Source organism: Streptomyces sp. NBC_00536, from assembly GCF_036346295.1.
Taxonomy (GTDB): Bacteria; Actinomycetota; Actinomycetes; order Streptomycetales; family Streptomycetaceae; genus Streptomyces.
On the sequence record NZ_CP107819.1, the window covers coordinates 5,581,853 to 5,605,600 of the forward strand.

The following is a 23,748-nucleotide window of genomic DNA, read 5'->3' on the forward strand; positions in this document are numbered from 1 at the left end:
AGCGTCATGAGCCGTTCCGCACATCCCGCTGGTCCCCGTTACGCCGACGTCCTGCCGGAGGGGCACTACTCCCCGCCGGCCGCCGACCTCAACGTGCTCCCCGAGAAGGTGTGGTCCCGGACCGTCACCCGCGGCGGCGACGGTGTGGTCAGCGTCGGCGGGATCGAAGTGACCCGGCTCGCGGAGGAGTTCGGGACCCCCGCCTACTTCCTCGACGAGGAGGACTTCCGGACCCGCTGCCGCGCCTGGGCGCACGCCTTCGGGCCCGGCGCCGACGTCTTCTACGCGGGCAAGGCGTTCCTCTCCAAGGCGGTCGTGCGCTGGCTGAAGGAAGAGGGGCTCAACCTCGACGTGTGCTCCGGCGGTGAGCTGACCACCGCGCTCGCCGCCGAGATGCCCGCCGAGCGCATCGCCTACCACGGCAACAACAAGTCGGTCCCCGAGATCCGGCGGGCCGTCGAGGCGGGCGTCGGACGGATCGTCCTCGACTCCTTCCAGGAGATCGTCCGGGTGGCGCACGTCGCCGCCGAGCTGGGGGTCCGCCAGCGCGTGCAGATCCGCGTCACCGTCGGCGTCGAGGCCCACACGCACGAGTTCATCGCGACGGCCCACGAGGACCAGAAGTTCGGCATCGCGGTCGCCGACGGGATGGCCGCCGAGGCCGTACGCCGGGTGCTCGGCCACGACAGCCTCGAACTGATCGGCATCCACTCCCACATCGGCTCGCAGATCTTCGACATGGCCGGTTTCGAGGTGTCCGCCAAGCGCGTGGTGCAGCTGCTGGCCGCCGTGCGCGACGAGCACGGCGTCGAGCTGCCCGAGATCGACCTCGGCGGCGGCCTCGGCATCGCCTACACGGACGGCGACGACCCGCGCGAGCCGCACGAGATCGCCAAGTCGCTCACCGAGATCGTCGCGCGCGAGTGCGAGAGCGCCGGTCTGCGGGCGCCGCGGATCTCCGTCGAGCCCGGCCGCGCCATCGTCGGGCCCACCGCCTTCACGCTCTACGAGGTCGGCACGATCAAGCCGCTGGAGGGCCTGCGGACATACGTCAGCGTCGACGGCGGGATGTCGGACAACATCCGCACCTCCCTCTACGACGCCGAATACAGCGTGGCCCTGGTCTCGCGCAGCTCCGACGCCGAGCCGATGCTCTCCCGCGTCGTCGGCAAGCACTGCGAGAGCGGTGACATCGTCGTGCGCGACGCCTTCCTGCCCGCCGACCTGGCGCCCGGCGACCTGATCGCCGTGCCCGCGACCGGCGCCTACTGCCGCTCCATGTCGAGCAACTACAACCACGCGCTGCGTCCGCCGGTGGTCGCCGTGCGTGACGGCGCGGCCCGTGTGATCGTCCGTCGTGACACGGAGGAAGATCTCCTGCGGATCGACGTCGGATAATGAAATAACCGTCTCACTCACTGGACCAAGGATGGAAAGTTGTGTCCATTGAGTGAGACTTGTTCCCACCTGGTGCGCAAGACCGCGTAGCGGGGGCTGATGGATGGATCGACGCGAAGATCGGTGAGTGGGCCGATGCGCGATCGGTTCGTGGATCGAAAGGTTTGGGTCTAATGATGCGTACGCGTCCGCTGAAGGTGGCGCTGCTGGGCTGTGGAGTGGTCGGCTCAGAAGTGGCGCGCATCATGACGACGCACGCCGACGATCTGGCGGCGAGGATCGGCGCGCCGGTCGAACTGGCCGGCGTCGCCGTGCGGCGTCCCTCCAAGGTGCGCGAGGGCATCGACCCCGCGCTGATCACCACCGATGCGACCGCCCTGCTCAAACGGGGTGACATCGACGTCGCCATCGAGGTCATCGGTGGCATCGAGCCCGCCCGCGGCCTGATCACCACCGCCTTCGAGAACGGCATCTCGGTGGTGTCGGCGAACAAGGCGCTGCTCGCGCAGGACGGGGCCGCCCTGCACGCCGCGGCCGAGCAGCACGGCCGGGACCTCTACTACGAGGCCGCCGTCGCCGGAGCCATCCCGCTGGTCCGCCCGATGCGCGAGTCCCTCGCGGGCGACAAGATCAACCGGGTGATGGGCATCGTCAACGGCACGACGAACTTCATCCTCGACAAGATGGACTCCACCGGCGCCGGGTACCAGGAGGCGCTCGACGAGGCCACCGCCCTCGGGTACGCCGAAGCCGACCCGACCGCCGACGTCGAGGGCTACGACGCCGCCGCCAAGGCCGCGATCCTGGCCGGCATCGCCTTCCACACCCGCGTCCACCTCGACGACGTCTACCGCGAGGGCATGACCGAGGTCAGCGCCGCGGACTTCGCCTCCGCCAAGCGGATGGGCTGCACCATCAAGCTGCTCGCCATCCTGGAGCGCGCCGCCGACGGCCAGTCCGTCACCGCCCGCGTCCACCCGGCGATGATCCCGCTCAGCCACCCCCTCGCCTCGGTCCGGGAGGCGTACAACGCCGTCTTCGTCGAGGCCGAGGCCGCCGGGCGGCTCATGTTCTACGGTCCGGGCGCGGGCGGCGCGCCGACCGCGTCGGCGGTCCTGGGCGACCTGGTGGCCGTCTGCCGCAACAAGCTCGCCGAGGTGACGGGTCCGGGCGAATCGGCGTACACGCGGCTGCCCGTCAGCACCATGGGCGAGGTCGTCACCCGCTACCACATCAGCCTGGACGTGGCCGACAAGCCGGGCGTGCTCGCCCAGGTGGCGACCACGTTCGCGGAACACGGTGTCTCCATCGATACCGTTAGGCAGCAAGGACGTCCGGACGGGGTCGGCAACGAAGCCTCCCTCGTGGTCGTCACCCACCGCGCTCCCGACGCCGCCCTTTCCGGGACCGTCGAGGCGCTGCGGAAGCTGGACACCGTCCGCGGTGTCGCCAGCATCATGCGTGTTGAAGGGGAGTAAGGGACCCATGACCGACAACGGCACCCACCAGTGGCGCGGGATCATCGAGGAGTACCGGCACCGGCTTCCGGTGACGGACACCACCCCGGTGGTCACGCTCCGCGAAGGCGGTACGCCCCTCGTCCCCGCGCAGGTGCTCTCCGAGCGCACCGGCTGTGAAGTCCACCTCAAGGTCGAGGGTGCGAACCCGACCGGGTCCTTCAAGGACCGCGGCATGACCATGGCGATCACCAAGGCCAAGGAGGAAGGCGCCAAGGCGGTCATCTGCGCCTCCACCGGCAACACCTCCGCCTCCGCCGCCGCCTACGCGGTGCGCGCGGGCATGGTCTGCGCCGTCCTCGTGCCGCAGGGCAAGATCGCGCTCGGCAAGATGGGTCAGGCGCTCATCCACGGCGCCAAGATCCTCCAGGTCGACGGCAACTTCGACGACTGCCTGGACCTGGCGCGCTCGCTGGCCGACAACTACCCGGTCGCGCTGGTCAATTCCGTCAACCCGGTCCGCATCGAGGGCCAGAAGACGGCCGCGTTCGAGATCGTCGACGCGCTGGGCGACGCGCCCGACATCCACGTCCTCCCGGTGGGCAACGCGGGCAACATCACCGCGTACTGGAAGGGGTTCAAGGAGTACAAGGCCGACGGCCTCGCCTCCCGCACCCCCCGCGTCTGGGGCTTCCAGGCCTCCGGCTCCGCGCCCATCGTGCGCGGCGAGGTCGTCAAGGAGCCGCACACGATCGCCACCGCGATCCGCATCGGCAACCCGGCCTCCTGGCAGTACGCCCTCGAAGCCCGCGACGAGTCGGGCGGCTTCATCGGCGAGGTGACGGACCGCCAGATCCTGGCCGCCTACCGCCTGTTGGCCGCGCAGGAGGGCGTCTTCGTCGAGCCCGCCTCGGCCGCGTCCGTCGCCGGTCTGCTCAAGGCCGCCGAGCTGGGCCTGGTCGACCCGGGCCAGAAGATCGTGTGCACCGTCACCGGCAACGGCCTCAAGGACCCCGACTGGGCCGTCGCGGGCGCTCCGCAGCCCGTCACCGTCCCGGTGGACGCCGAGGCCGCCGCCGTGCGCCTCGGTCTCGTCTGACCGCAGCGAAGGCGAACCGGCGGCGGCTGCGGCCGCCGCCGCCCCGTGGCCGGATTCCGAAGCCCTCCCGAGGGCCTCGGAATCCGGCAACTCGGGCCGTACGACCACAAAAGCGCGTCGGAACACCGCGACACGCATCGTGCGCCTCCTGTGCGCCCTATGTCGGAGAAGAACCTTCCTTCGATACGCTGTACTCACATCCGCCATCGCGCATATGACGCGGTGCTGCCCCGAGGGCCTTCGGGTGTCGTACGTTCTCCAGTACATTCACAGCGAAGATTCACAGCTGAAGATCCACTGAAGATCCACGGCAAACATTTCGCACAGTCACAAGGAGTGTCATCGAGCGTGGCCGGTCCAGCATTCCGCGCCGCCGCCGTACGGGTGCGCGTTCCCGCCAGCAGTGCCAACCTCGGCCCGGGCTTCGACGCCTTCGGACTGGCCCTGGGGCTCTATGACGACGTGGTCGTCCGCGTCGCCGACTCCGGCCTGAACGTCGACATCGCCGGCGAGGGCGCCGACAACCTGCCGCGCGACGAGAGCCACCTGCTCGTACGTTCCATGCGCACCGCCTTCGACCTGCTCGGCGGGCAGCCGCGCGGCCTGGAGGTCGTGTGCGCCAACCGCATCCCGCACGGCCGCGGCCTCGGCTCCTCCTCCGCCGCCATCTGCGCCGGGATCGTCGCCGCCCGCGCCGTGACCATAGGCGGCGAGGCACGCCTCGACGACACCGCGCTGCTGGAACTGGCCACCGAGATCGAAGGCCACCCCGACAACGTCGCCGCCTGCCTGCTCGGCGGGTTCACGCTGGCCTGGATGGACGGGGGCAGCGCCAAGGCCATCCGGATGGAGCCCGCGGATTCCATCGTTCCGGTGGTCTTCGTCCCCTCCAAGCCGGTCCTGACCGAGACCGCCCGGGGCCTGCTGCCGCGCACCGTCCCGCACGTGGACGCCGCCGCCAACGCGGGCCGCGCGGCCCTGCTCGTCGAAGCCCTGACCAGGCGTCCCGAGTTGCTGCTCCCCGCCACCGAGGACCGGCTCCACCAGGAGTACCGCTCTCCCGCGATGCCGGAGAGCGTGGCACTCGTCAACAGGCTGCGGGCGGACGGCATCCCCGCGGTCATCTCCGGCGCCGGACCCACGGTCCTCGCGCTGGCCGACAACGACGCGGCCGACAAGGTCGCGCAGCTCGCGGGCGAAGGGTGGGCGGCCAACCGGCTGGCCCTCGACGCGGCGGGCGCGAGCGTCCTTCCGCTGGGCAGCCAGGGCGGCTAGAACACGGCCGCCAGGGGGCGGGGCGGCCGGGCAGGCCGCCCCCGTGGACGGGCGCGATTGCCGGTGACTGAGAGGGGGAATGTCTGTTGGATCCGGTAGTGTTAGTCTCAAGTGCGCATCCGAAGCCGCCATGGCTCGGTGCTCAGTGTCCCCATCAGGGACCACCTTTCTTCCGGGAGCCTCCCCAACTGCTTTGATCACTGCCAAGCAGTTTCGAGCACGCTCCGGAATCGGCGTGACATTCCCACGCTTCCAGCTCGGGGGCTTCTCGCCGGAACCCATGCACGTTTCCCTCCGCCGCGGTATCTCTGCCGGCGGACCACCGCCCGGGCTGCGGTTCACGACCCATCAAGTCATGGACCGCGGTCGGACAGCACAACCGGTCGCCGAGCCAGACAGGCCGACGTCCGCTCCAGGGAAGGACCCTTCGTGAGCGACACCACCGATCTGATGGGCGCTGCCGACACAAGTGTCGACACCAGTGCCTCCGCCGCGGGCGCCGCACCCAAGCGTCGCCGCTCCGGCACCGGCCTCGAGGGCATGGTCCTGGCCGAGCTGCAGCAGGTCGCGTCGGGCCTCGGTATCAGGGGCACCGCGCGGATGCGCAAGAGCCAGCTGATCGAGGTCATCAAGGAGACGCAGGCCGGTGGCGCCTCCACCGCCAAGGCCGCGGCCTCCGCCCCCGCCGACACCGCCGAGGCCAAGCCGAAGCGCCGTGCCACCAGCAAGGCCCGTACGGGCGAGGCCGCTGCCGAGGCGCCCGCCGAGAAGCCGGCCGCGCAGGCCCAGATCGACATCCCCGGCCAGCCGGCGAGTGAGGACCAGCCGGTCGGCGAGCGTCGCCGCCGCCGCGCCACGGCCCCCTCCGGCAGCCCGGAGTCCGCGGCCCCCGCCGCGGTCGTGCAGGTCGAGACCAAGCCCGAGACCGCCACCGCCGTGGCCGCGCAGCCCGACGCCAAGGCCGAGGCGGCCACCGCCGTTTCCGGTCAGGACGCCGCCGAGGGCCGCACCCGCCGGGACCGCCGCGACCGCGGCGACCGCGCCGAGCGGGGCGACCGTACGGAGCGCCAGGGCCGCCGTGACCGCGGCAAGGGCGACGACCAGGGCCAGGGCCAGCAGGGCCAGGGCCAGGGTCAGCAGCAGGGCGGCCAGGGCCAGCAGCAGGGCGGCGCCGAGCGCGCCGACCGCGGCGAGCGCCAGGACCGTCAGGGCGGCCGCCAGGGCCGTGGCCAGGGCCAGGGCCAGGGTCAGGGTCAGCAGCAGGGCGGCCAGGGCCAGCAGCAGGGCCGTCAGGACCGCCAGCAGGACAACGGCCCGCAGGACGACTTCGACGAGGACGGCCGCCGCGGCCGCCGCGGCCGTTACCGCGACCGCCGTGGCCGTCGTGGCCGCGACGAGTTCACCCCGAACGAGCCGCAGGTCGCCGACGACGACGTGCTGATCCCCGTCGCGGGCATCCTCGACATCCTCGACAACTACGCGTTCATCCGGACCTCGGGCTACCTGCCCGGCCCGAACGACGTGTACGTCTCCCTCGCCCAGGTCCGCAAGAGCGGTCTGCGCAAGGGCGACCACGTCACCGGTGCCGTGCGCCAGCCCAAGGACGGCGAGCGCCGCGAGAAGTTCAACGCGCTCGTACGCCTCGACTCCTGCAACGGCATGGCCCCCGAATCGGGCCGCGGCCGCCCGGAGTTCCAGAAGCTGACCCCGCTGTACCCCCAGGACCGGCTCCGTCTGGAGACCGACCCGGGCGTGCTGACGACCCGCATCATCGACCTCGTCGCGCCGATCGGCAAGGGCCAGCGCGGTCTGATCGTGGCCCCGCCGAAGACCGGCAAGACCATGATCATGCAGGCCATCGCCAACGCGATCACGGTCAACAACCCCGAGTGCCACCTGATGGTCGTCCTGGTCGACGAGCGTCCGGAAGAGGTCACCGACATGCAGCGGTCGGTCAAGGGCGAGGTCATCTCCTCGACCTTCGACCGTCCGGCCGAGGACCACACCACCGTCGCCGAGCTGGCCATCGAGCGCGCCAAGCGCCTCGTCGAGCTGGGTCACGACGTGGTCGTCCTGCTGGACTCGATCACCCGTCTGGGACGCGCGTACAACCTCGCCGCCCCGGCCTCCGGCCGCATCCTGTCCGGTGGTGTCGACTCGACCGCGCTCTACCCGCCGAAGCGCTTCTTCGGTGCCGCGCGCAACATCGAGGACGGCGGCTCGCTGACCATCCTGGCCACCGCGCTCGTCGACACCGGCTCGCGCATGGACGAGGTGATCTTCGAGGAGTTCAAGGGCACCGGCAACATGGAGCTGAAGCTCGACCGCAAGCTCGCGGACAAGCGGATCTTCCCTGCCGTCGACGTCGACCCCTCGGGCACCCGCAAGGAGGAGATCCTCCTCAACAGCGAGGAACTCGCGATCGTCTGGAAGCTGCGCCGGGTGCTGCACGCGCTCGACTCGCAGCAGGCGATCGAGCTGCTGCTCGACAAGATGAAGCAGACGAAGTCGAACGCCGAGTTCCTGATGCAGATCGCGAAGACCACGCCGTCGGGCAAGAACGACGACTGATCTCCGCCGCCGCACCACGGGCTGCGACGAAACCGCCCCCGCCGGTCACCGGCGGGGGCGGTTTCCCGTTTCCGGCCCCCTCACACCCGCGTCCGGTGCGACTTTCACCACACCCGTGGCCGTACGGGATCACCGCGCCCTCGGTCCGAAAGTCCAGGTGGGCGGGGCATTGCGGTCCGGTCCGGCAGGATGATCGGATGGACGTTCATCACCGAATGGTCACATTCGGCATGGAACCCTGGGATCCGCTCCGTCGTCTGAGACAGAGGACATCCGGCAATGGGGATGGCGTCCGTGACCGGGCCGCCGGTACACCAGGACTGAGGAGAGCATGAGCCAGGACAGCAGGGGCAGCGGCAGGCGTGCCGCCAGGCGCAGCCGCCGTAAACCGACGACGAAGCGCCGCAGGGCCCTGACCATCACTGCCTGGACCGCGGCGGGGGTGGTCCTGCTGGGAGGCGCGGGCCTCGGGTACTTCTACGTGAAGTACAACAGCAACCTGAAGAGCGTCGACATCGACGCCGCGCTCGGCAAGGACCGCCCGCAGAACGTCGACAACGGCTCGATGGACATCCTCGTCCTCGGCTCCGACTCGCGCGGCGGCGACAACGCCCAGTACGGCGCCGACGACGGCGGCTCGGCGCGCTCCGACACCGCGATGATCGTCCACCTGTACGACGGCCACAAGCAGGCCAGCATCGTCTCGATCCCGCGCGACACCATGGTCAACCGGCCGGCCTGCACGACGAGCGGCGGGAAGACGGCGAAGGCCACCTTCGAGCAGTTCAACGAGGCCTTCACCGTCGGCGGGGCCCCCTGTGCGGTCAAGACCGTCGAGAAGATGTCGGGGATCCGCATGGACCACTACATCGAGGTCGACTTCACCGGCTTCAAGAAGATCATCGACAGCCTGGGCGGCGTCCCGCTGACCACCACCAAGCCGATCAACGACCCCGGCAGCCACCTCGTCCTCCCGGCCGGCTCCCACAAGCTCAACGGCGAGCAGTCCCTCGGCCTGGTCCGGACCCGCAAGAGCGTCGGCGTCGGCAGCGACCTCGGCCGAATACAGCTCCAGCAGGCCTTCATCAAGGCGCTGATCAAGCAGGTCAAGAGCATCGGGGTGTTCGACAACCCCAAGCGGCTGCTGTCCGTCGCCGACACCGCCACCAAGGCGATCACCACCGACAAGGGCCTCGGCGACGTGAAGTCCCTCATGGGCTTCGCCGCCGGTCTCCAGGGCATCGGGTCCGAGAACATGCACATGGTGACCCTGCCGGTGATGGACTGGCCCCAGGACAAGGACCGCGTCATCCCGCTGGAGAAGGAGTCCAAGCTCGTCTGGGACGCCCTGCGCGCCGACCAGCCGATACCCGCCGAGGCCCTGCAGAACTCCGCCAATGACCAGCGCATGACGGGTTCGATCGTCCAGTAGGAATACCCGGGGGCCCGTGGCCGTTATGGCTGGCGTCCCGAATTTTGACAGGCGGCCCGGTCCTGGCAGACTGGTCCGTCGGCCCCGGTTCACGCAGCGCGCAATTCGGCCCCTGCGACCCGGCGCCCTCCCGATCTAGGAGACACCTTGAAGAGCGACATCCACCCCCAGTACGTCGAGACCCAGGTCAGCTGCACCTGTGGCGCGTCGTTCACCACCCGTAGCACCCTGACCGAGGGCTCCATCCGCGCCGAGGTCTGCTCCGAGTGCCACCCGTTCTACACGGGCAAGCAGAAGATCCTCGACACCGGTGGCCGCGTGGCCCGCTTCGAGGCCCGCTTCGGCAAGGCTGCCGGCTCGAAGTAGCGAGCCCACGGCGCCGGTCTACGGCCGCCCCCAGTCCACTCGGGGGCGGCCGGACCGGCGCCTTTGTCGTCCTGGCCCCTTCGCGGGCGCCAGCGCCCTTCCGCAGCCCGTTCGTACTTTTCACCCCAGGAGCCCCCGATGTTCGAGGCGGTCGAGGACCTGATCGGCGAGCACGCCGATCTTGAGAAGAAGCTCGCCGACCCGTCGGTCCACTCCGATCAGGCCAACGCGCGCAAGCTCAACAAGCGCTACGCGGAGCTGACCCCGATCGTCGCGACGTACCGGGCGTGGAAGCAGACGGCGGAGGACATCGAGACGGCCAAGGAGTTCGCGGCCGACGACCCCGACTTCGCCGCCGAGGTCAAGGAACTGAGCGCCCAGCGCGTCGAGCTCACCGAGAAGCTCCGCCTGCTGCTCGTTCCGCGCGACCCCAGCGACGACAAGGACGTGCTCCTGGAGGTCAAGGCGGGAGCGGGCGGCGACGAGTCGGCCCTCTTCGCCGGTGACCTGCTGCGCATGTACCTGCGCTACGCGGAGCGCGTCGGCTGGAAGACCGAGATCATCGACGCCACCGAGTCCGAGCTGGGCGGCTACAAGGACGTCCAGGTCTCCGTGCGCACCAAGGGCGGCAACGGCGCGACCGAGCCCGGCCAGGGCGTCTGGGCCCGCCTGAAGTACGAAGGCGGCGTGCACCGCGTACAGCGGGTTCCGGCCACCGAGTCGCAGGGCCGCATCCACACCTCCGCCGCGGGCGTGCTCGTCACCCCCGAGGCAGAGGAGGTCGAGGTCGAGATCAACATGAACGACCTCCGCATCGACGTGTACCGCTCCTCCGGCCCCGGCGGCCAGTCCGTCAACACCACCGACTCCGCCGTGCGCATCACGCACGTGCCGACCGGTGTGGTGGCCTCCTGCCAGAACGAGAAGAGCCAGCTCCAGAACAAGGAGCAGGCCATGCGCATCCTGCGCTCGCGGCTGCTGGCGGCCGCCCAGGAGGCCGCCGAGCAGGAAGCCTCCGACGTCCGCCGCAGCCAGGTGCGCACCGTCGACCGCTCCGAGAAGATCCGTACGTACAACTTCCCGGAAAACCGGATCTCGGACCACCGGACCGGCTTCAAGGCGTACAACTTGGACCAGGTCCTCGACGGTGACCTCGACTCGGTCATCCAGGCCTGCGTCGACACCGACTCCGCCGCCAAGCTCGCGGCCGCGCAGTAACCCTGCCGCGCAGCAGACCCCTTCCGCCCGTACGACAGCAGCCCGGAGGACCAGCGTGCAGCCACAATCTGGGGGGCGACCCCCAGGCCCCCGCAGTTTGCTGCTTGCCGAGGTGGCCCAGGCCACTCAGCGGCTGGCCGCCGCAGGCGTACCCTCTCCGCGCTTCGACGCGGAGGAACTCGCGGCCTTCGTGCACGGCGTCAAGCGGGGGGAACTGCACCTGGTCAAGGACGTCGACTTCGACGCCCGGTACTGGGAGACCATCGCCCGCCGCGAGGCGCGCGAGCCGCTCCAGCACATCACCGGGCGCGCCTTCTTCCGCTACCTGGAGCTCCAGGTCGGACCGGGCGTCTTCGTACCCCGCCCGGAGACCGAGTCCGTCGTGGACTGGGCCATACAGGCCGTACGGGCGATGGACGTCGTCGAACCGCTGATCGTGGACCTCTGCACCGGCTCGGGCGCCATCGCGCTCGCCATGGCGCAGGAGGTGCCGCGCTCGCGCGTGCACGCGGTGGAGCTGTCCGAGGACGCCCTCCAGTGGACCCGCAAGAACGCCGACGGCTCCCGGGTCACCGTCCACCAGGGCGACGCGCTCAGCGCGCTGCCCGAGCTGGACGGCCAGGTCGACCTGGTGATCTCCAACCCGCCGTACATCCCGCTCACCGAGTGGGAGTACGTCGCCCCCGAGGCCCGCGACCACGACCCGGAGATGGCGCTCTTCTCCGGCGAGGACGGCCTCGACACCATCCGCGGCATCGAACGCACCGCCCACCGGCTGCTGCGGCCCGGCGGGATCGTCGTCATCGAGCACGCCGACACCCAGGGCGGCCAGGTCCCGTGGATCTTCGCCGAGGAGCGGGGCTGGGCCGATGCCGCCGACCACCCCGACCTGAACAACCGGCCGCGCTTCGCCACCGCCCGCAAGGCCATGCCGTGACGAGCGCACCCCGCCCGGTGCACACCCCTGCCACGATCACCCCGCACGAGGAGGCCCGCTGATGGCCCGGCGATACGACTGCAACGACGCGACGGACCGTAAGACGGGCCTGCGTGAAGCCGCATCCGCCGTGCGCCGCGGCGAGCTCGTCGTGCTGCCTACGGACACGCTCTACGGGATCGGTGCGGACGCCTTCAGCGCGGAGGCCGTCGGCGACCTGCTGGCCGCCAAGGGCCGGGGCCGCACCATGCCCACACCCGTGCTCATCGGCTCCCCGAACACCCTGCACGGCCTCGTCACGGACTTCACCGAGCAGGCCTGGGAGCTCGTCGACGCCTTCTGGCCCGGCGCGCTGACCCTGGTCGCCAAGCACCAGCCGTCGCTGGCCTGGGACCTCGGCGAGACCCGTGGCACGGTGGCCGTGCGGATGCCGCTGCACCCGGTCGCGATCGAGCTGCTGACCGAGGTCGGCCCGATGGCCGTGTCCTCGGCCAACCTCACCGGTCACCCGGCGCCGGAGGACTGCGACGCCGCCCGCGAGATGCTCGGGGACTCCGTGTCCGTGTACCTGGACGGCGGGCCCACGCCCGGCATCCAGCCGTCGTCGATCGTCGATGTCACCGGGAAGGTTCCCGTCCTCCTGCGCGAGGGGGCACTCACCGCGGACCAGCTGCGCGAGGTCGTACCCGACCTCGAGGTGGCTCCGTGAGCCCTGAGGGGCGTGGCATAGCAAGGGCCGGAGGGGACGCCTTCCGCATACTCCACGTCAGCACCGGCAACGTCTGCCGCTCGCCGATCACCGAGCGGCTGACCCGCCATGCCCTGACCCACCGCCTCGGCGGGGCGCCCGCCGGCGGACTCATCGTCGAGAGCGCCGGCACCTGGGGCCACGAGGGTGCGCCCATGGAGGCGAACGCGGCGGCCGTCCTCGCGGACTTCGGCGCCGACGCGAGCGGGTTCATCGGGCGGGAGCTGCTCGACGAGCACGTCATACGCGCCGACCTGGTGCTGACCGCTACGCGCGACCACCGGGCGCAGGTCATCTCGATGGGGCACTCGGCCGGGCTGCGCACGTTCACGCTCAAGGAGTTCACCCGGCTGGTCCGGGCGATAGACCCCGCGACGCTGCCGCCGCTCGACGACGGCATGGCCGAGCGGGCGCGGGCGCTGGTCCGGGCCGCGGCGGCCCTGCGGGGCTGGCTGCTGGCCCCTTCTCCCGACGCGGACGAGGTGTACGACCCGTACGGGGCGCCGATCACCTTCTTCCGCTCGATCGGCGACGAGATCCAGCAGGCCCTGGACCCGGTCGTCACCGCCCTGACGGGCGTCAACGACCGCCACTGACCCGTCTCCGACCGTGCCCTCAATCGCCGGGCAGGCTGGATGTGGCTGCCCTCGGCTGTTGGCCCCCGGTGGGCAAAACCAGCCTCGCCGGCGTTTGAGGCGCCGCCGGAGGCAACGGTGACCACCCTCGGTGGTCGAGGCCCGGACACGGGCGCAAGGCGTCGACGGCACGGGGCGGGGCCCGCCACGGCAGGAAGGGCGGGAACGCCGGGCCGGGCCTAGAGTGGCGGTACCCGGTCCACACCACCGCGTCGGAGCCGCGCCATGAGCGTCATCACCCAGCCGACGGACACCCTGCGCCGCCAGGATCCGCTGATGGCCGACGTCCTCGCCGGCGAGGCGCTCCGCCAGGCGGACAGCCTGCAGCTCATCGCCGCCGAGAACTTCACCTCCACCGCCGTCCTCGCCGCCCTCGGCTCCGCGCTCGCGAACAAGTACGCCGAGGGCTACCCCGGCGCCCGCCACCACGGCGGCTGCGAGTACGCCGACCAGGCCGAGCGGATCGCCGTGGAGCGGGCCCGCGCCCTGTTCGGGGCCGAGCACGCCAACGTCCAGCCGCATTCCGGCTCCGCCGCCGTGCTCGCCGCGTACGCCGCGCTGCTGCGCCCCGGCGACACCGTGCTGGCCATGGGACTCCCGTACGGCGGCCACCTCACCCACGGTTCGCCCGCGAACTTCTCCGGCCGCTGGTTCGACTTCGTCGGCTACGGCGTCGACGCCGAGACCGGGCTCATCGACTACCTCCAGGTGCAGGAGCTGGCCCGTACGCACCGCCCCAAGGCGATCGTCTGCGGCTCGATCTGCTATCCCCGCCACCCCGAGTACTCCGCCTTCCGGGAGATCGCCGACGAGGTCGGGGCCTACCTGATCGCGGACGCCGCCCACCCGATCGGGCTGGTCGCGGGCGGGGCCGCGCCGAGCCCGGTCCCGTACGCGGACATCGTCTGCGCCACCACGCACAAGGTGCTGCGCGGCCCCCGCGGCGGGATGATCCTGTGCGGCGCCGAGTTCGCGGAGCGGGTCGACCGGGCGGTCTTCCCCTTCACGCAGGGCGGCGCGCAGATGCACACCATCGCGGCCAAGGCGGTCGCCTTCGGGGAGGCCGCGACCCCGGCCTTCACCACCTACGCCCACCGGGTCGTGGCCAACGCGCGCACCCTGGCCGAGGCCCTGGAGGTGCGCGGCCTCGCGATCACCACCGGCGGCACCGACACCCACCTGATCACGGCGGATCCGGCCCCGCTCGGCGTCGACGGCCCCACCGCGCGCGGCCGTCTCGCCGCCGCGGGGATGGTGCTGGACACCTGCGTCCTGCCGTACGGGGACCAGCGCGGCCTGCGGCTGGGCACCGCGGCGGTGACCACCCAGGGGATGGGGGAGCCGGAGATGGCCCGGATCGCCACCCTGTTCGCGATGGCCGTGACCGGCGGTGACACCGTCCGCATCCGGGCGGAGATCGCCGAACTGGCCCTCGGATTTCCCCCGTACGGGGAGTAACCAGGGCAAGCGGCGGGTAGTGCAACCGGTTCGGGGTCCGCTTGCGTCCTCTTTCACGGGGACATCGCGGCTAATGTGTGGGGCTGAGATGGCCGGCGATACATCTGGGGCAGCCCGTGCGTGAATATCTGCTGACGCTCTGCGTCACGGTGGCGGTGACGTACCTGCTCACCGGGCCGGTACGGAAGTTCGCGATCGCGGCCGGTGCGATGCCGCAGATCCGCGCGCGCGACGTCCACCGCGAGCCCACCCCGCGGCTCGGCGGCATCGCGATGTTCGGCGGACTGTGCGCGGGCCTGCTCGTCGCCGACCACCTGCCGAACCTCAACGCCGTCTTCGAGCTGTCGAACGAACCCCGGGCGCTGCTCTCCGGAGCGGCGCTGATCTGGCTGATCGGCGTCCTCGACGACAAGTTCGAGATCGACGCCCTGATCAAGCTCGGCGCGCAGATGATCTCCGCGGGCGTGATGGTCATGCAGGGCCTGACGATCCTGTGGATCCCGGTCCCCGGCATCGGCACGGTGTCGCTCACCCAGTGGCAGGGCAACCTGCTCACCGTCGCGCTCGTCGTCATCACCATCAACGCGGTGAACTTCGTGGACGGTCTCGACGGCCTCGCCGCGGGCATGGTCTGCATCGCCGCCGCCGCCTTCTTCCTCTACGCCTACCGGATCTGGTTCGGTTACGGGATCGAGCCGGCCGCCCCCGCGACGCTGTTCGCGGCGATCCTGATGGGCATGTGCCTCGGCTTCCTGCCGCACAACATGCACCCGGCGCGCATCTTCATGGGCGACTCCGGATCGATGCTGATCGGCCTCGTGCTGGCCGGCTCCGCCATCTCCATCACCGGTCAGGTGGACCCGGACGCGATGGCCCTGTTCGCCGGTGGTGAGCGCAACGCGACGCACGCGATGCTGCCCGTCTTCATCCCGCTGCTGCTGCCGCTGACCATCATCGCGATCCCGGTGGCGGACCTGGTGCTGGCCATCGTCCGGCGCACCTGGAACGGCCAGTCGCCGTTCGCGGCCGACCGCGGGCACCTGCACCACCGGCTCCTGGAAGTCGGGCATTCACACAGCCGGGCCGTCCTGATCATGTACTTCTGGTCGGCGCTGATCGCCTTCGGCGCGGTGGCGTATTCGGTGCATTCCGCCTCTATGTGGATCGTGCTGGTGATCGTCGCACTGAGCGCGGTGGGGCTCGTACTGCTCCTGCTGCCGCGGTTCACGCCGCGCGCCCCGCGGTGGGCCGAGGGGCTGGTCCCGCCCCGGTACCGGCACTCCGAACGCGCGGCCGAGGCCGCGGCGGAGGCGGCCGCACTGGACACCTCGGGGGAGGAGCCGGAGGCGGCCCGGGACGCGGCGCCGAAGGTGCCCTCCGGTGTCTCGGGGGTTTCCGGCGTCAACGGCGCGACCGCCGTAGGCCCCCGTTCGCGGTTCCGGTAACCGGACCGAACGCCCTATATCAGACAGAACAGTTGGCTGTCGTGCACACACGGGCGGGTTAGCTCTCATGTGTGACAGTGAGCACACCTGACAGGTAAAGCTCTCATCAAATAGTTTGTGATACCGTTCACTAAACCCGGCGACAGAGCCGAAGGACCGTAGTGCGACGGTCCATTGGCCCGAGGCTCTCTCTCGGACCGGGCTTACGCTCGTCCCGTACGAGTCCCGAAAACCCCCACCACCACGCGGAGCCATGCGCCATGCGGTCTGATGACGCCCGATCCCTTCTGCATACCGCCGTACCCACTGCTGCCGTCGGCGCGATCGTCGCCGTCATCAGCGGCGTCGTCGCGGGCGGCAAGGGAGCCATCGGCGCCATCGTCGCCACCTTGGTCGTGATCCTCTTCATGGGCATCGGCTTCGTCGTTCTGCAACGCACGGCGCGATCGATGCCCCACCTGTTCCAGATGATGGGTCTTGTCCTGTACACGACCCAGATTCTGCTGCTCTTCGTCTTCGTCGCCGTGTTCAAGAACACGACGCTGTTCCATCCCAAGGCATTCGCGATCACACTCGTCGCGGCGACCCTCGCTTGGATCGGCGCGCAGACCCGCGCGCACATGAAGGCCAAGATCCTTTACGTCGAGCCCGACGCCACCAAGGGCGGCAAGGGTGAGAAGCCCGAAAACACGGGGTCCTCGTCGTGAACGGTAGGGGCGGAATAAGTGCTCGTTCGAGATGCTGCTATCGTCCGGTGCCAACTGCGGCATCGCGGGCGCGGGCATCTGAGCTGACGCCTGCTCAATCGCGAGGCTCAATGCCTGCAAGCTGCCGCCCCCACATCCGTAAGACCAGTCCCGTGCCGAACCGCGGCTGTGCGCCGCGCCGACACAACGAGGTTGCCGTACCTATGCGCCACGCTGAAGGAGCCCGCGGTGAGTGCTGACCCGACGACGGTGCTCGCCTTCGAGACCGATTGCCACATCTTCGACGGCTGTGGCTTCCCGGCTCCTGGCCTGCACTCGTTCCTGTTCAAGCCGATCTTCGGCGACGCGGACAGCAGCATCTATTTCAACAAGACGATGCTGCTCGCACTGCTCGGGACCGTCATCATCGTCGGTTTCTTCTGGGCCGCGTTCCGTAAGCCGAAGCTGGTTCCCGGAAAGCTCCAGATGATCGCCGAAGCCGGTTACGACTTCGTGCGCACCGGCATCGTCTACGAGACGATGGGCAAGAAGGAAGGCCAGAAGTACGTCCCCTTCATGGTCGCGACGTTCTTCTTCGTCTGGATGATGAACCTCTGGTCGATCATCCCGCTCGCCCAGTTCCCGGTGACCTCGGTCATCGCGTACCCGGCGGCTCTGGCCCTCATCGTCTACGTCATGTGGATGTCGGTCACCTTCAAGCGCCACGGTTTCATCGGCGGTCTGAAGAACCTCACGGGCTACGACAAGTCGCTCGGCGGGATCCTTCCGATGGTGATGCTGATCGAGTTCTTCTCGAACGTGATCGTCCGTCCCTTCACGCACGCGGTCCGACTGTTCGCGAACATGTTCGCGGGTCACACCCTGCTGCTGCTCTTCACGATCGCCAGCTGGTACCTGCTGAACGGCATCGGCATCGCTTACGCGGGTGTCTCGTTCGTGATGGTCATCGTGATGACCGCGTTCGAGCTCTTCATCCAGGCGGTTCAGGCCTACGTCTTCGTGCTGCTGGCCTGCAGCTTCCTCCAGGGCGCCGTCGCCGAGCACCACTGACCGCCCACCCCCAAACCATCAGTCGTCCGGTGGCCAACCCCCACCGGTCCATGAAAGAGAAGGAAGAACCGGCATGTCCGCTCTCCAGACCCTCGCTGCTGGCGTCGAAATCAAGGGCAACCTCGGCTCCATCGGCTACGGCCTCGCGGCCATCGGCCCCGGCGTCGGCGTCGGCATCATCTTCGGTAACGGCACGCAGGCCCTGGCCCGCCAGCCCGAGGCCGCCGGCCTGATCCGCGCCAACCAGATCCTCGGCTTCGCCTTCTGTGAGGCGCTCGCCCTCATCGGTCTGGTCATGCCGTTCGTCTACCCGACGTCCTCCTGATCTCGGTAGCGAACAGACCCTTTAGACGGAAGGCACTGATGTGAACCCCCTGGTTCAGCTCGCGGCCGAAGAGGCGGAAAACCCCCTCATCCCGCCGATCCCCGAGCTTGTCATCGGCCTGATCGCCTTTGTCATCGTCTTCGGTTTCCTCGCGAAGAAGCTCCTCCCGAACATCAACAAGGTTCTGGATGCGCGTCGCGAGGCCATCGAGGGTGGCATCGAGAAGGCCGAGTCGGCCCAGACCGAGGCCCAGAGCGTGCTGGAGCAGTACAAGGCCCAGCTCGCCGAAGCCCGGCACGAGGCCGCGCGCCTGCGCCAGGAGGCACAGGAGCAGGGCGCCTCGCTCATCGCAGAAATGCGTGCCGAGGGCCAGCGGCAGCGTGAGGAGATCATCGCTGCCGGTCACGCCCAGATCGAGGCCGACCGCAAGGCCGCGTCTCAGGCGCTGCGTCAGGACGTGGGCAAGCTCGCCACCGACCTGGCCGGCAAGCTCGTCGGCGAGTCCCTCGAGGACCACGCCCGGCAGAGCCGCACCATCGACCGTTTCCTCGGCGAGCTCGAGGAGAAGGCCGAGGCGACCCGATGAACGGAGCGAGCCGCGAGGCACTGGCCGCCGCACGCGAGCGTCTCGACGCGCTGACGGACAACACGTCCGTTGACGCGGCGAAGCTCGCCGGTGAGCTGGCTGCCGTCACCGCGCTGCTCGACCGTGAGGTCTCGCTGCGTCGGGTCATCACGGACCCGGCGCAGTCCGGCGAGGCCAAGGCCGAGCTGGCAGGACGCCTGCTGAACGGTCAGGTCGGCGGGGAAACCCTCGACCTGGTGTCCGGCATGGTCCGTTCGCGCTGGTCGCGGTCGCGTGACCTGGTGGACGCGCTGGAGGAGCTGGCGGACACCGCCGACCTCACCGGTGCGCAGCAGGCCGGCGCGCTCGACGACGTCGAGGACGAACTGTTCCGGTTCGGCCGGATCGTCGCCTCCAGCACCGAGCTGCGCGCCGCGCTGACCGATCGTGCGGCCTCCGGTTCCGCCAAGAGCACGCTGCTCGGCAACCTGCTCGGCGGCAAGGCCAACCCGGTCAGCGAGCGTCTCGTCACGCGCCTCGTCACGCACCCGCGTGGCCGCAGCCTGGAGGGCGGACTCGAGTCCCTCTCCAAGCTCGCAGCCGAGCGGCGCAACCGCATGGTCGCCACGGTGACCACCGCGGTTCCGCTCAGCGACGTGCAGAAGCAGCGCCTCGGCGCCGTTCTGGCCAAGCTGTACGGCCGCCAGATGCACCTGAACCTCGACGTGGACCCCACGGTCCTCGGCGGGATCGTGGTGCGGGTCGGCGACGAGGTCATCGACGGCACCATCGCGGACCGCCTCAGCGAGGCGTCCCGCCGCATGGCCGGCTGACCGGCCACTCAATACAAGAAGCATTTCCAGCGGCCCGGTTGGGCCGTGCAGAACTTGCAGAAGATTCCTGGGGGTCGCCCCCAGACCCCTAAGAAGCTTCAGGCCCAACAAGGAGAGCAGGGAACCCAGATGGCGGAGCTCACGATCCGGCCGGAGGAGATCCGGGACGCACTGGAGAACTTTGTCCAGTCGTACCAGCCGGACGCGGCCTCGCGCGAGGAGGTCGGAACGGTCAGCGTTGCCGGCGACGGCATCGCGAAGGTGGAGGGCCTGCCCTCCGCCATGGCGAACGAACTGCTGAAGTTCGAGGACGGAACCCTCGGTCTCGCCCTCAACCTCGACGAGCGCGAGATCGGTGCGGTCGTCCTCGGTGAGTTCAGCGGTATCGAGGAGGGCCAGTCGGTGCAGCGCACCGGCGAGGTGCTCTCCGTCGGCGTCGGCGAGGGTTACCTCGGCCGCGTTGTCGACCCGCTCGGCAACCCGATCGACGGTCTCGGCGAGATCGCGACCGAGGGCCGCCGCGCCCTCGAACTGCAGGCCCCCGGCGTCATGGTCCGCAAGTCGGTCCACGAGCCGATGCAGACCGGCTACAAGGCCATCGACGCGATGGTGCCGATCGGCCGCGGCCAGCGTCAGCTGGTCATCGGTGACCGTCAGACCGGCAAGACCGCTCTTGCCGTCGACACGATCATCAACCAGCGCGACAACTGGCGCTCGGGCGACGTGAACAAGCAGGTCCGCTGCATCTACGTCGCCATCGGCCAGAAGGGCTCGACCATCGCGTCCGTTCGCGGCGCCCTGGAAGAGGCCGGCGCGCTCGAGTACACGACGATCGTCGCCGCCCCGGCGTCCGACCCGGCCGGCTTCAAGTACCTGGCGCCGTACACCGGTTCCGCCATCGGCCAGCACTGGATGTACGCCGGCAAGCACGTCCTGATCATCTTCGACGACCTGTCGAAGCAGGCCGACGCCTACCGCGCCGTGTCGCTGCTGCTGCGCCGCCCGCCGGGCCGTGAGGCCTACCCGGGTGACGTCTTCTACTTGCACTCGCGTCTGCTGGAGCGCTGCGCGAAGCTCTCCGACGACATGGGCGCCGGTTCGATGACCGGTCTGCCGATCGTCGAGACCAAGGCGAACGACGTGTCGGCGTTCATCCCGACCAACGTCATCTCCATCACCGACGGCCAGTGCTTCCTGGAGTCCGACCTGTTCAACGCGGGCCAGCGCCCGGCGCTGAACGTCGGTATCTCGGTCTCCCGCGTCGGTGGTTCGGCCCAGCACAAGGCCATGCGCCAGGTGTCCGGCCGTCTGCGTCTGGACCTGGCCCAGTACCGCGAGCTGGAGGCGTTCGCCGCCTTCGGTTCCGACCTGGACGCCGCGTCGAAGGCTTCGCTGGAGCGCGGCAAGCGCCTCGTCGAGCTGCTGAAGCAGGGCCAGTACCAGCCGATGCCCGTCGAGGAGCAGGTCGTCTCCGTCTGGGCCGGCACCACCGGCAAGATGGACGACGTCCCGGTCAACGACATCCGTCGCTTCGAGTCGGAGCTGCTGGAGCACCTGCGCCGCGAGCGCAAGGACCTCCTCACCTCCATCGCCGAGGGCGCCAAGATGTCGGACGACACCATCACCTCGATTGGTGACGCCATCGCCAACTTCAAGCGGCAGTTCGAGACCTCGGACGGCAAGCTGCTGGGCGAGGACGCACCGGCCGTCAACGTCTCCAAGTGACGACGGAAGGGACCTGACTCATGGGAGCGCAGCTCCGGGTCTACAAGCGTCGCATCCGTGCCGTCACGGCGACCAAGAAGATCACCAAGGCGATGGAGATGATCGCCGCCTCGCGCATCGTCAAGGCGCAGCGCAAGGTGGCGGCATCGATGCCGTACGCGACCGAGCTCACCCGTGCGGTGACCGCGGTGGCGACCGGCTCGAACACCAAGCACGCCCTGACCACCGAGGTCGAGGCGCCGGCACGTGCCGCGATCGTGCTCATCACGAGCGACCGCGGTCTGGCCGGCGGCTACTCCTCGAACGCCCTCAAGCAGGCGGAGCGGCTCACCGAGCGGCTGCGCGGCGAGGGCAAGGAGGTCGACACGTACATCGTCGGCCGTAAGGGTGTCGCCTACTTCGGGTTCCGCGAGCGCAAGGTCGCGGACTCGTGGACCGGCTTCACCGACAGCCCGGCCTACGCCGACGCCAAGCGCGTCGCGGCGCCGCTGATCGAGGCCATCCAGACGGACACGGCCGAGGGCGGCGTCGACGAGCTGCACATCGTCTACACGGAATTCGTGTCGATGATGACGCAGAACGCGGTGGACGGCCGGATGCTGCCGCTCAGCCTCGACAAGGTTCAGGAAGAGGACGGTGCGAAGGGCGAGATCCTTCCGCTGTTCGACTTCGAGCCGTCGGCGGAGGACGTCCTCGACGCCCTTCTGCCGCGCTACGTCGAGAGCCGCATCTACAACGCACTGCTGCAGTCGGCCGCTTCCGAGCACGCCGCCCGCCGCCGCGCGATGAAGTCGGCGACCGACAACGCCGGGGATCTCATCAAGAGCCTTTCCCGGCTTGCCAACGCGGCCCGCCAGGCCGAAATCACCCAGGAAATCAGCGAGATCGTCGGTGGCGCGAGCGCCATGGCTGACGCGACCGCGGGGAGTGACAAGTAATGACGACCACTGTTGAGACGGCCGCCGCCACGGGCCGCGTCGCCCGGGTCATCGGCCCGGTCGTCGACGTGGAGTTCCCCGTCGACGCCATGCCCGAGATCTACAACGCCCTCAAGGTCCAGGTCGCCGACCCGGCCGAGGACGGCAAGCTGAAGACGCTGACCCTCGAAGTCGCCCAGCACCTGGGTGACGGCGTGGTCCGCACCATCTCGATGCAGCCCACCGACGGTCTGGTCCGCCAGGCCCCGGTGACCGACACGGGCGAGGGCATCACCGTCCCCGTCGGTGACTTCACCAAGGGCAAGGTGTTCAACACCCTGGGCGAGGTGCTGAACTACCCGGAGACCAACGCCGAGGTCACCGAGCGCTGGCCGATCCACCGCAAGGCCCCGCGCTTCGACGAGCTTGAGTCGAAGACGGAGATGTTCGAGACCGGCGTCAAGGTCATCGACCTTCTCACCCCGTACGTCAAGGGTGGAAAGATCGGTCTGTTCGGTGGTGCCGGTGTCGGCAAGACCGTTCTGATCCAGGAAATGATCTACCGCGTCGCCAACAACCACGACGGTGTGTCGGTCTTCGCGGGCGTCGGTGAGCGTACCCGTGAGGGCAACGACCTCATCGAGGAAATGGCCGACTCGGGCGTCATCGACAAGACGGCGCTTGTCTTCGGTCAGATGGACGAGCCCCCGGGCACCCGTCTGCGCGTCGCCCTGGCCGGTCTGACCATGGCGGAGTACTTCCGCGATGTGCAGAAGCAGGACGTGCTCTTCTTCATCGACAACATCTTCCGTTACACCCAGGCCGGTTCGGAGGTGTCGACCCTTCTCGGTCGCATGCCGTCCGCCGTGGGTTACCAGCCGAACCTGGCTGACGAGATGGGTCTGCTGCAGGAGCGCATCACCTCGACCCGCGGTCACTCGATCACCTCGATGCAGGCGATCTACGTCCCCGCGGACGACCTGACCGACCCGGCTCCGGCCACCACCTTCGCCCACCTCGACGCGACGACGGTTCTTTCCCGTCCGATCTCCGAGAAGGGCATCTACCCGGCCGTGGACCCGCTGGACTCGACGTCCCGCATCCTCGACCCGCGGTACATCGCGGCGGACCACTACGCCACGGCGATGCGCGTCAAGGGGATCCTGCAGAAGTACAAGGACCTCCAGGACATCATCGCGATCCTCGGTATCGACGAGCTGGGCGAGGAGGACAAGCTCGTTGTCCACCGTGCCCGTCGCGTCGAGCGCTTCCTGTCGCAGAACACCCACGTCGCCAAGCAGTTCACCGGCGTCGACGGTTCGGACGTTCCGCTGGAGGAGTCGATCACCGCGTTCAACGCGATCTGCGACGGTGACTACGACCACTTCCCCGAGCAGGCGTTCTTCCTGTGCGGTGGCATTGAGGACCTCAAGGCCAACGCCAAGGAGCTGGGCGTCTCCTGAAGCCGGGCTCCTCGTGAGCACAGCTGATTGACGGCAGGGGGGCGGGTGTGTCCCGTCCCCCTCCCCACGCCCATTAGAATTTGACCCAACACCCGGCTTTCCCGCCGGGTGGTGACCCGAGGAG

The 23,748-nt window shown here is 69.4% G+C and carries 21 protein-coding genes; all 21 read left to right on the forward strand.

The features are described from left to right. Positions 1 to 6: 6 nt before the first annotated feature. The gene (gene lysA, locus OHS33_RS25000; protein ID WP_330332646.1) at positions 7 to 1,398 is read left to right on the forward strand and encodes a diaminopimelate decarboxylase; all 1,392 of its coding nucleotides are present in this window, start codon (positions 7 to 9) and stop codon (positions 1,396 to 1,398) included. Between the two features lie 173 nt (positions 1,399 to 1,571). After that, positions 1,572 to 2,876: a homoserine dehydrogenase gene (locus tag OHS33_RS25005; RefSeq protein WP_330332647.1), complete on the forward strand. Its 1,305-nt coding sequence runs from the start codon at positions 1,572 to 1,574 to the stop codon at positions 2,874 to 2,876. Positions 2,877 to 2,883: 7 nt separating this feature from the next. After that, the gene (gene thrC, locus OHS33_RS25010) at positions 2,884 to 3,954 is read left to right on the forward strand and encodes a threonine synthase (protein WP_330332648.1); all 1,071 of its coding nucleotides are present in this window, start codon (positions 2,884 to 2,886) and stop codon (positions 3,952 to 3,954) included. A gap of 348 nt (positions 3,955 to 4,302) precedes the next feature. Then, complete coding sequence (gene thrB, locus OHS33_RS25015; RefSeq protein WP_330332649.1) at positions 4,303 to 5,229, forward strand: homoserine kinase; 927 nt, start codon at positions 4,303 to 4,305, stop codon at positions 5,227 to 5,229. Between the two features lie 429 nt (positions 5,230 to 5,658). Beyond that, positions 5,659 to 7,800: a transcription termination factor Rho gene (rho, locus tag OHS33_RS25020; protein WP_330332650.1), complete on the forward strand. Its 2,142-nt coding sequence runs from the start codon at positions 5,659 to 5,661 to the stop codon at positions 7,798 to 7,800. A gap of 331 nt (positions 7,801 to 8,131) precedes the next feature. Continuing rightward, positions 8,132 to 9,232 carry an LCP family protein gene (locus OHS33_RS25025; protein ID WP_330332651.1) on the forward strand — a complete coding sequence of 367 codons (1,101 nt, stop codon included), beginning with the start codon at positions 8,132 to 8,134 and terminating at the stop codon, positions 9,230 to 9,232. 147 nt (positions 9,233 to 9,379) lie between these two features. Next, positions 9,380 to 9,598, forward strand: coding sequence for a 50S ribosomal protein L31 (rpmE, locus tag OHS33_RS25030; protein ID WP_330332652.1), 219 nt, complete (start codon positions 9,380 to 9,382; stop codon positions 9,596 to 9,598). A gap of 138 nt (positions 9,599 to 9,736) precedes the next feature. Further along, positions 9,737 to 10,816 carry a peptide chain release factor 1 gene (prfA, locus tag OHS33_RS25035; protein WP_330332653.1) on the forward strand — a complete coding sequence of 360 codons (1,080 nt, stop codon included), beginning with the start codon at positions 9,737 to 9,739 and terminating at the stop codon, positions 10,814 to 10,816. A gap of 55 nt (positions 10,817 to 10,871) precedes the next feature. Next, positions 10,872 to 11,753, forward strand: coding sequence for a peptide chain release factor N(5)-glutamine methyltransferase (prmC, locus tag OHS33_RS25040; protein WP_330332654.1), 882 nt, complete (start codon positions 10,872 to 10,874; stop codon positions 11,751 to 11,753). Positions 11,754 to 11,814: 61 nt separating this feature from the next. Further along, the gene (locus OHS33_RS25045; protein WP_330332655.1) at positions 11,815 to 12,462 is read left to right on the forward strand and encodes an L-threonylcarbamoyladenylate synthase; all 648 of its coding nucleotides are present in this window, start codon (positions 11,815 to 11,817) and stop codon (positions 12,460 to 12,462) included. Further along, positions 12,459 to 13,097, forward strand: a complete 639-nt coding sequence (locus OHS33_RS25050; RefSeq protein WP_330332656.1) for an arsenate reductase/protein-tyrosine-phosphatase family protein — start codon at positions 12,459 to 12,461, stop codon at positions 13,095 to 13,097. Before OHS33_RS25045 ends, OHS33_RS25050 begins: the two co-directional genes overlap by 4 nt. Before the next feature lie 264 nt (positions 13,098 to 13,361). Further along, positions 13,362 to 14,594, forward strand: a complete 1,233-nt coding sequence (glyA, locus tag OHS33_RS25055) for a serine hydroxymethyltransferase (protein WP_330332657.1) — start codon at positions 13,362 to 13,364, stop codon at positions 14,592 to 14,594. 104 nt (positions 14,595 to 14,698) lie between these two features. Beyond that, positions 14,699 to 16,039, forward strand: a complete 1,341-nt coding sequence (locus OHS33_RS25060; RefSeq protein WP_330335192.1) for an MraY family glycosyltransferase — start codon at positions 14,699 to 14,701, stop codon at positions 16,037 to 16,039. A 260-nt stretch (positions 16,040 to 16,299) separates the two neighbouring features. Next, complete coding sequence (locus tag OHS33_RS25065; RefSeq protein ID WP_330332658.1) at positions 16,300 to 16,746, forward strand: hypothetical protein; 447 nt, start codon at positions 16,300 to 16,302, stop codon at positions 16,744 to 16,746. Positions 16,747 to 16,959: 213 nt separating this feature from the next. Further along, complete coding sequence (gene atpB, locus OHS33_RS25070; protein WP_330335193.1) at positions 16,960 to 17,796, forward strand: F0F1 ATP synthase subunit A; 837 nt, start codon at positions 16,960 to 16,962, stop codon at positions 17,794 to 17,796. A gap of 73 nt (positions 17,797 to 17,869) precedes the next feature. Continuing rightward, positions 17,870 to 18,121, forward strand: a complete 252-nt coding sequence (locus OHS33_RS25075; RefSeq protein ID WP_283448554.1) for a F0F1 ATP synthase subunit C — start codon at positions 17,870 to 17,872, stop codon at positions 18,119 to 18,121. Between the two features lie 40 nt (positions 18,122 to 18,161). After that, positions 18,162 to 18,707 carry a F0F1 ATP synthase subunit B gene (locus OHS33_RS25080; RefSeq protein WP_330332659.1) on the forward strand — a complete coding sequence of 182 codons (546 nt, stop codon included), beginning with the start codon at positions 18,162 to 18,164 and terminating at the stop codon, positions 18,705 to 18,707. Beyond that, the gene (locus OHS33_RS25085; protein ID WP_330332660.1) at positions 18,704 to 19,519 is read left to right on the forward strand and encodes a F0F1 ATP synthase subunit delta; all 816 of its coding nucleotides are present in this window, start codon (positions 18,704 to 18,706) and stop codon (positions 19,517 to 19,519) included. The genes OHS33_RS25080 and OHS33_RS25085 overlap by 4 nt, the downstream gene beginning before the upstream one ends. A 129-nt stretch (positions 19,520 to 19,648) precedes the next feature. Then, the gene (atpA, locus tag OHS33_RS25090) at positions 19,649 to 21,244 is read left to right on the forward strand and encodes a F0F1 ATP synthase subunit alpha (protein ID WP_330332661.1); all 1,596 of its coding nucleotides are present in this window, start codon (positions 19,649 to 19,651) and stop codon (positions 21,242 to 21,244) included. A gap of 20 nt (positions 21,245 to 21,264) precedes the next feature. Continuing rightward, positions 21,265 to 22,182: a F0F1 ATP synthase subunit gamma gene (locus OHS33_RS25095; protein WP_330332662.1), complete on the forward strand. Its 918-nt coding sequence runs from the start codon at positions 21,265 to 21,267 to the stop codon at positions 22,180 to 22,182. After that, complete coding sequence (atpD, locus tag OHS33_RS25100) at positions 22,182 to 23,624, forward strand: F0F1 ATP synthase subunit beta (RefSeq protein WP_330332663.1); 1,443 nt, start codon at positions 22,182 to 22,184, stop codon at positions 23,622 to 23,624. The genes OHS33_RS25095 and atpD overlap by 1 nt, the downstream gene beginning before the upstream one ends. Positions 23,625 to 23,748: the final 124 nt, after the last annotated feature.

Bases quoted from the DNA above. Each gene is read 5' to 3' on its own strand.
- lysA (WP_330332646.1), top strand. From the start codon at position 7: ATGAGCCGTTCCGCACATCCCGCTGGTCCCCGTTACGCCGACGTCCTG.
- OHS33_RS25005 (WP_330332647.1), top strand. From the start codon at position 1,572: ATGATGCGTACGCGTCCGCTGAAGGTGGCGCTGCTGGGCTGTGGAGTG.
- thrC (WP_330332648.1), top strand. From the start codon at position 2,884: ATGACCGACAACGGCACCCACCAGTGGCGCGGGATCATCGAGGAGTAC.
- OHS33_RS25025 (WP_330332651.1), top strand. From the start codon at position 8,132: ATGAGCCAGGACAGCAGGGGCAGCGGCAGGCGTGCCGCCAGGCGCAGC.
- prfA (WP_330332653.1), top strand. From the start codon at position 9,737: ATGTTCGAGGCGGTCGAGGACCTGATCGGCGAGCACGCCGATCTTGAG.
- OHS33_RS25045 (WP_330332655.1), top strand. From the start codon at position 11,815: ATGGCCCGGCGATACGACTGCAACGACGCGACGGACCGTAAGACGGGC.
- glyA (WP_330332657.1), top strand. From the start codon at position 13,362: ATGAGCGTCATCACCCAGCCGACGGACACCCTGCGCCGCCAGGATCCG.
- OHS33_RS25065 (WP_330332658.1), top strand. From the start codon at position 16,300: ATGCGGTCTGATGACGCCCGATCCCTTCTGCATACCGCCGTACCCACT.
- OHS33_RS25075 (WP_283448554.1), top strand. From the start codon at position 17,870: ATGTCCGCTCTCCAGACCCTCGCTGCTGGCGTCGAAATCAAGGGCAAC.
- OHS33_RS25085 (WP_330332660.1), top strand. From the start codon at position 18,704: ATGAACGGAGCGAGCCGCGAGGCACTGGCCGCCGCACGCGAGCGTCTC.
- atpA (WP_330332661.1), top strand. From the start codon at position 19,649: ATGGCGGAGCTCACGATCCGGCCGGAGGAGATCCGGGACGCACTGGAG.
- OHS33_RS25095 (WP_330332662.1), top strand. From the start codon at position 21,265: ATGGGAGCGCAGCTCCGGGTCTACAAGCGTCGCATCCGTGCCGTCACG.
- atpD (WP_330332663.1), top strand. From the start codon at position 22,182: ATGACGACCACTGTTGAGACGGCCGCCGCCACGGGCCGCGTCGCCCGG.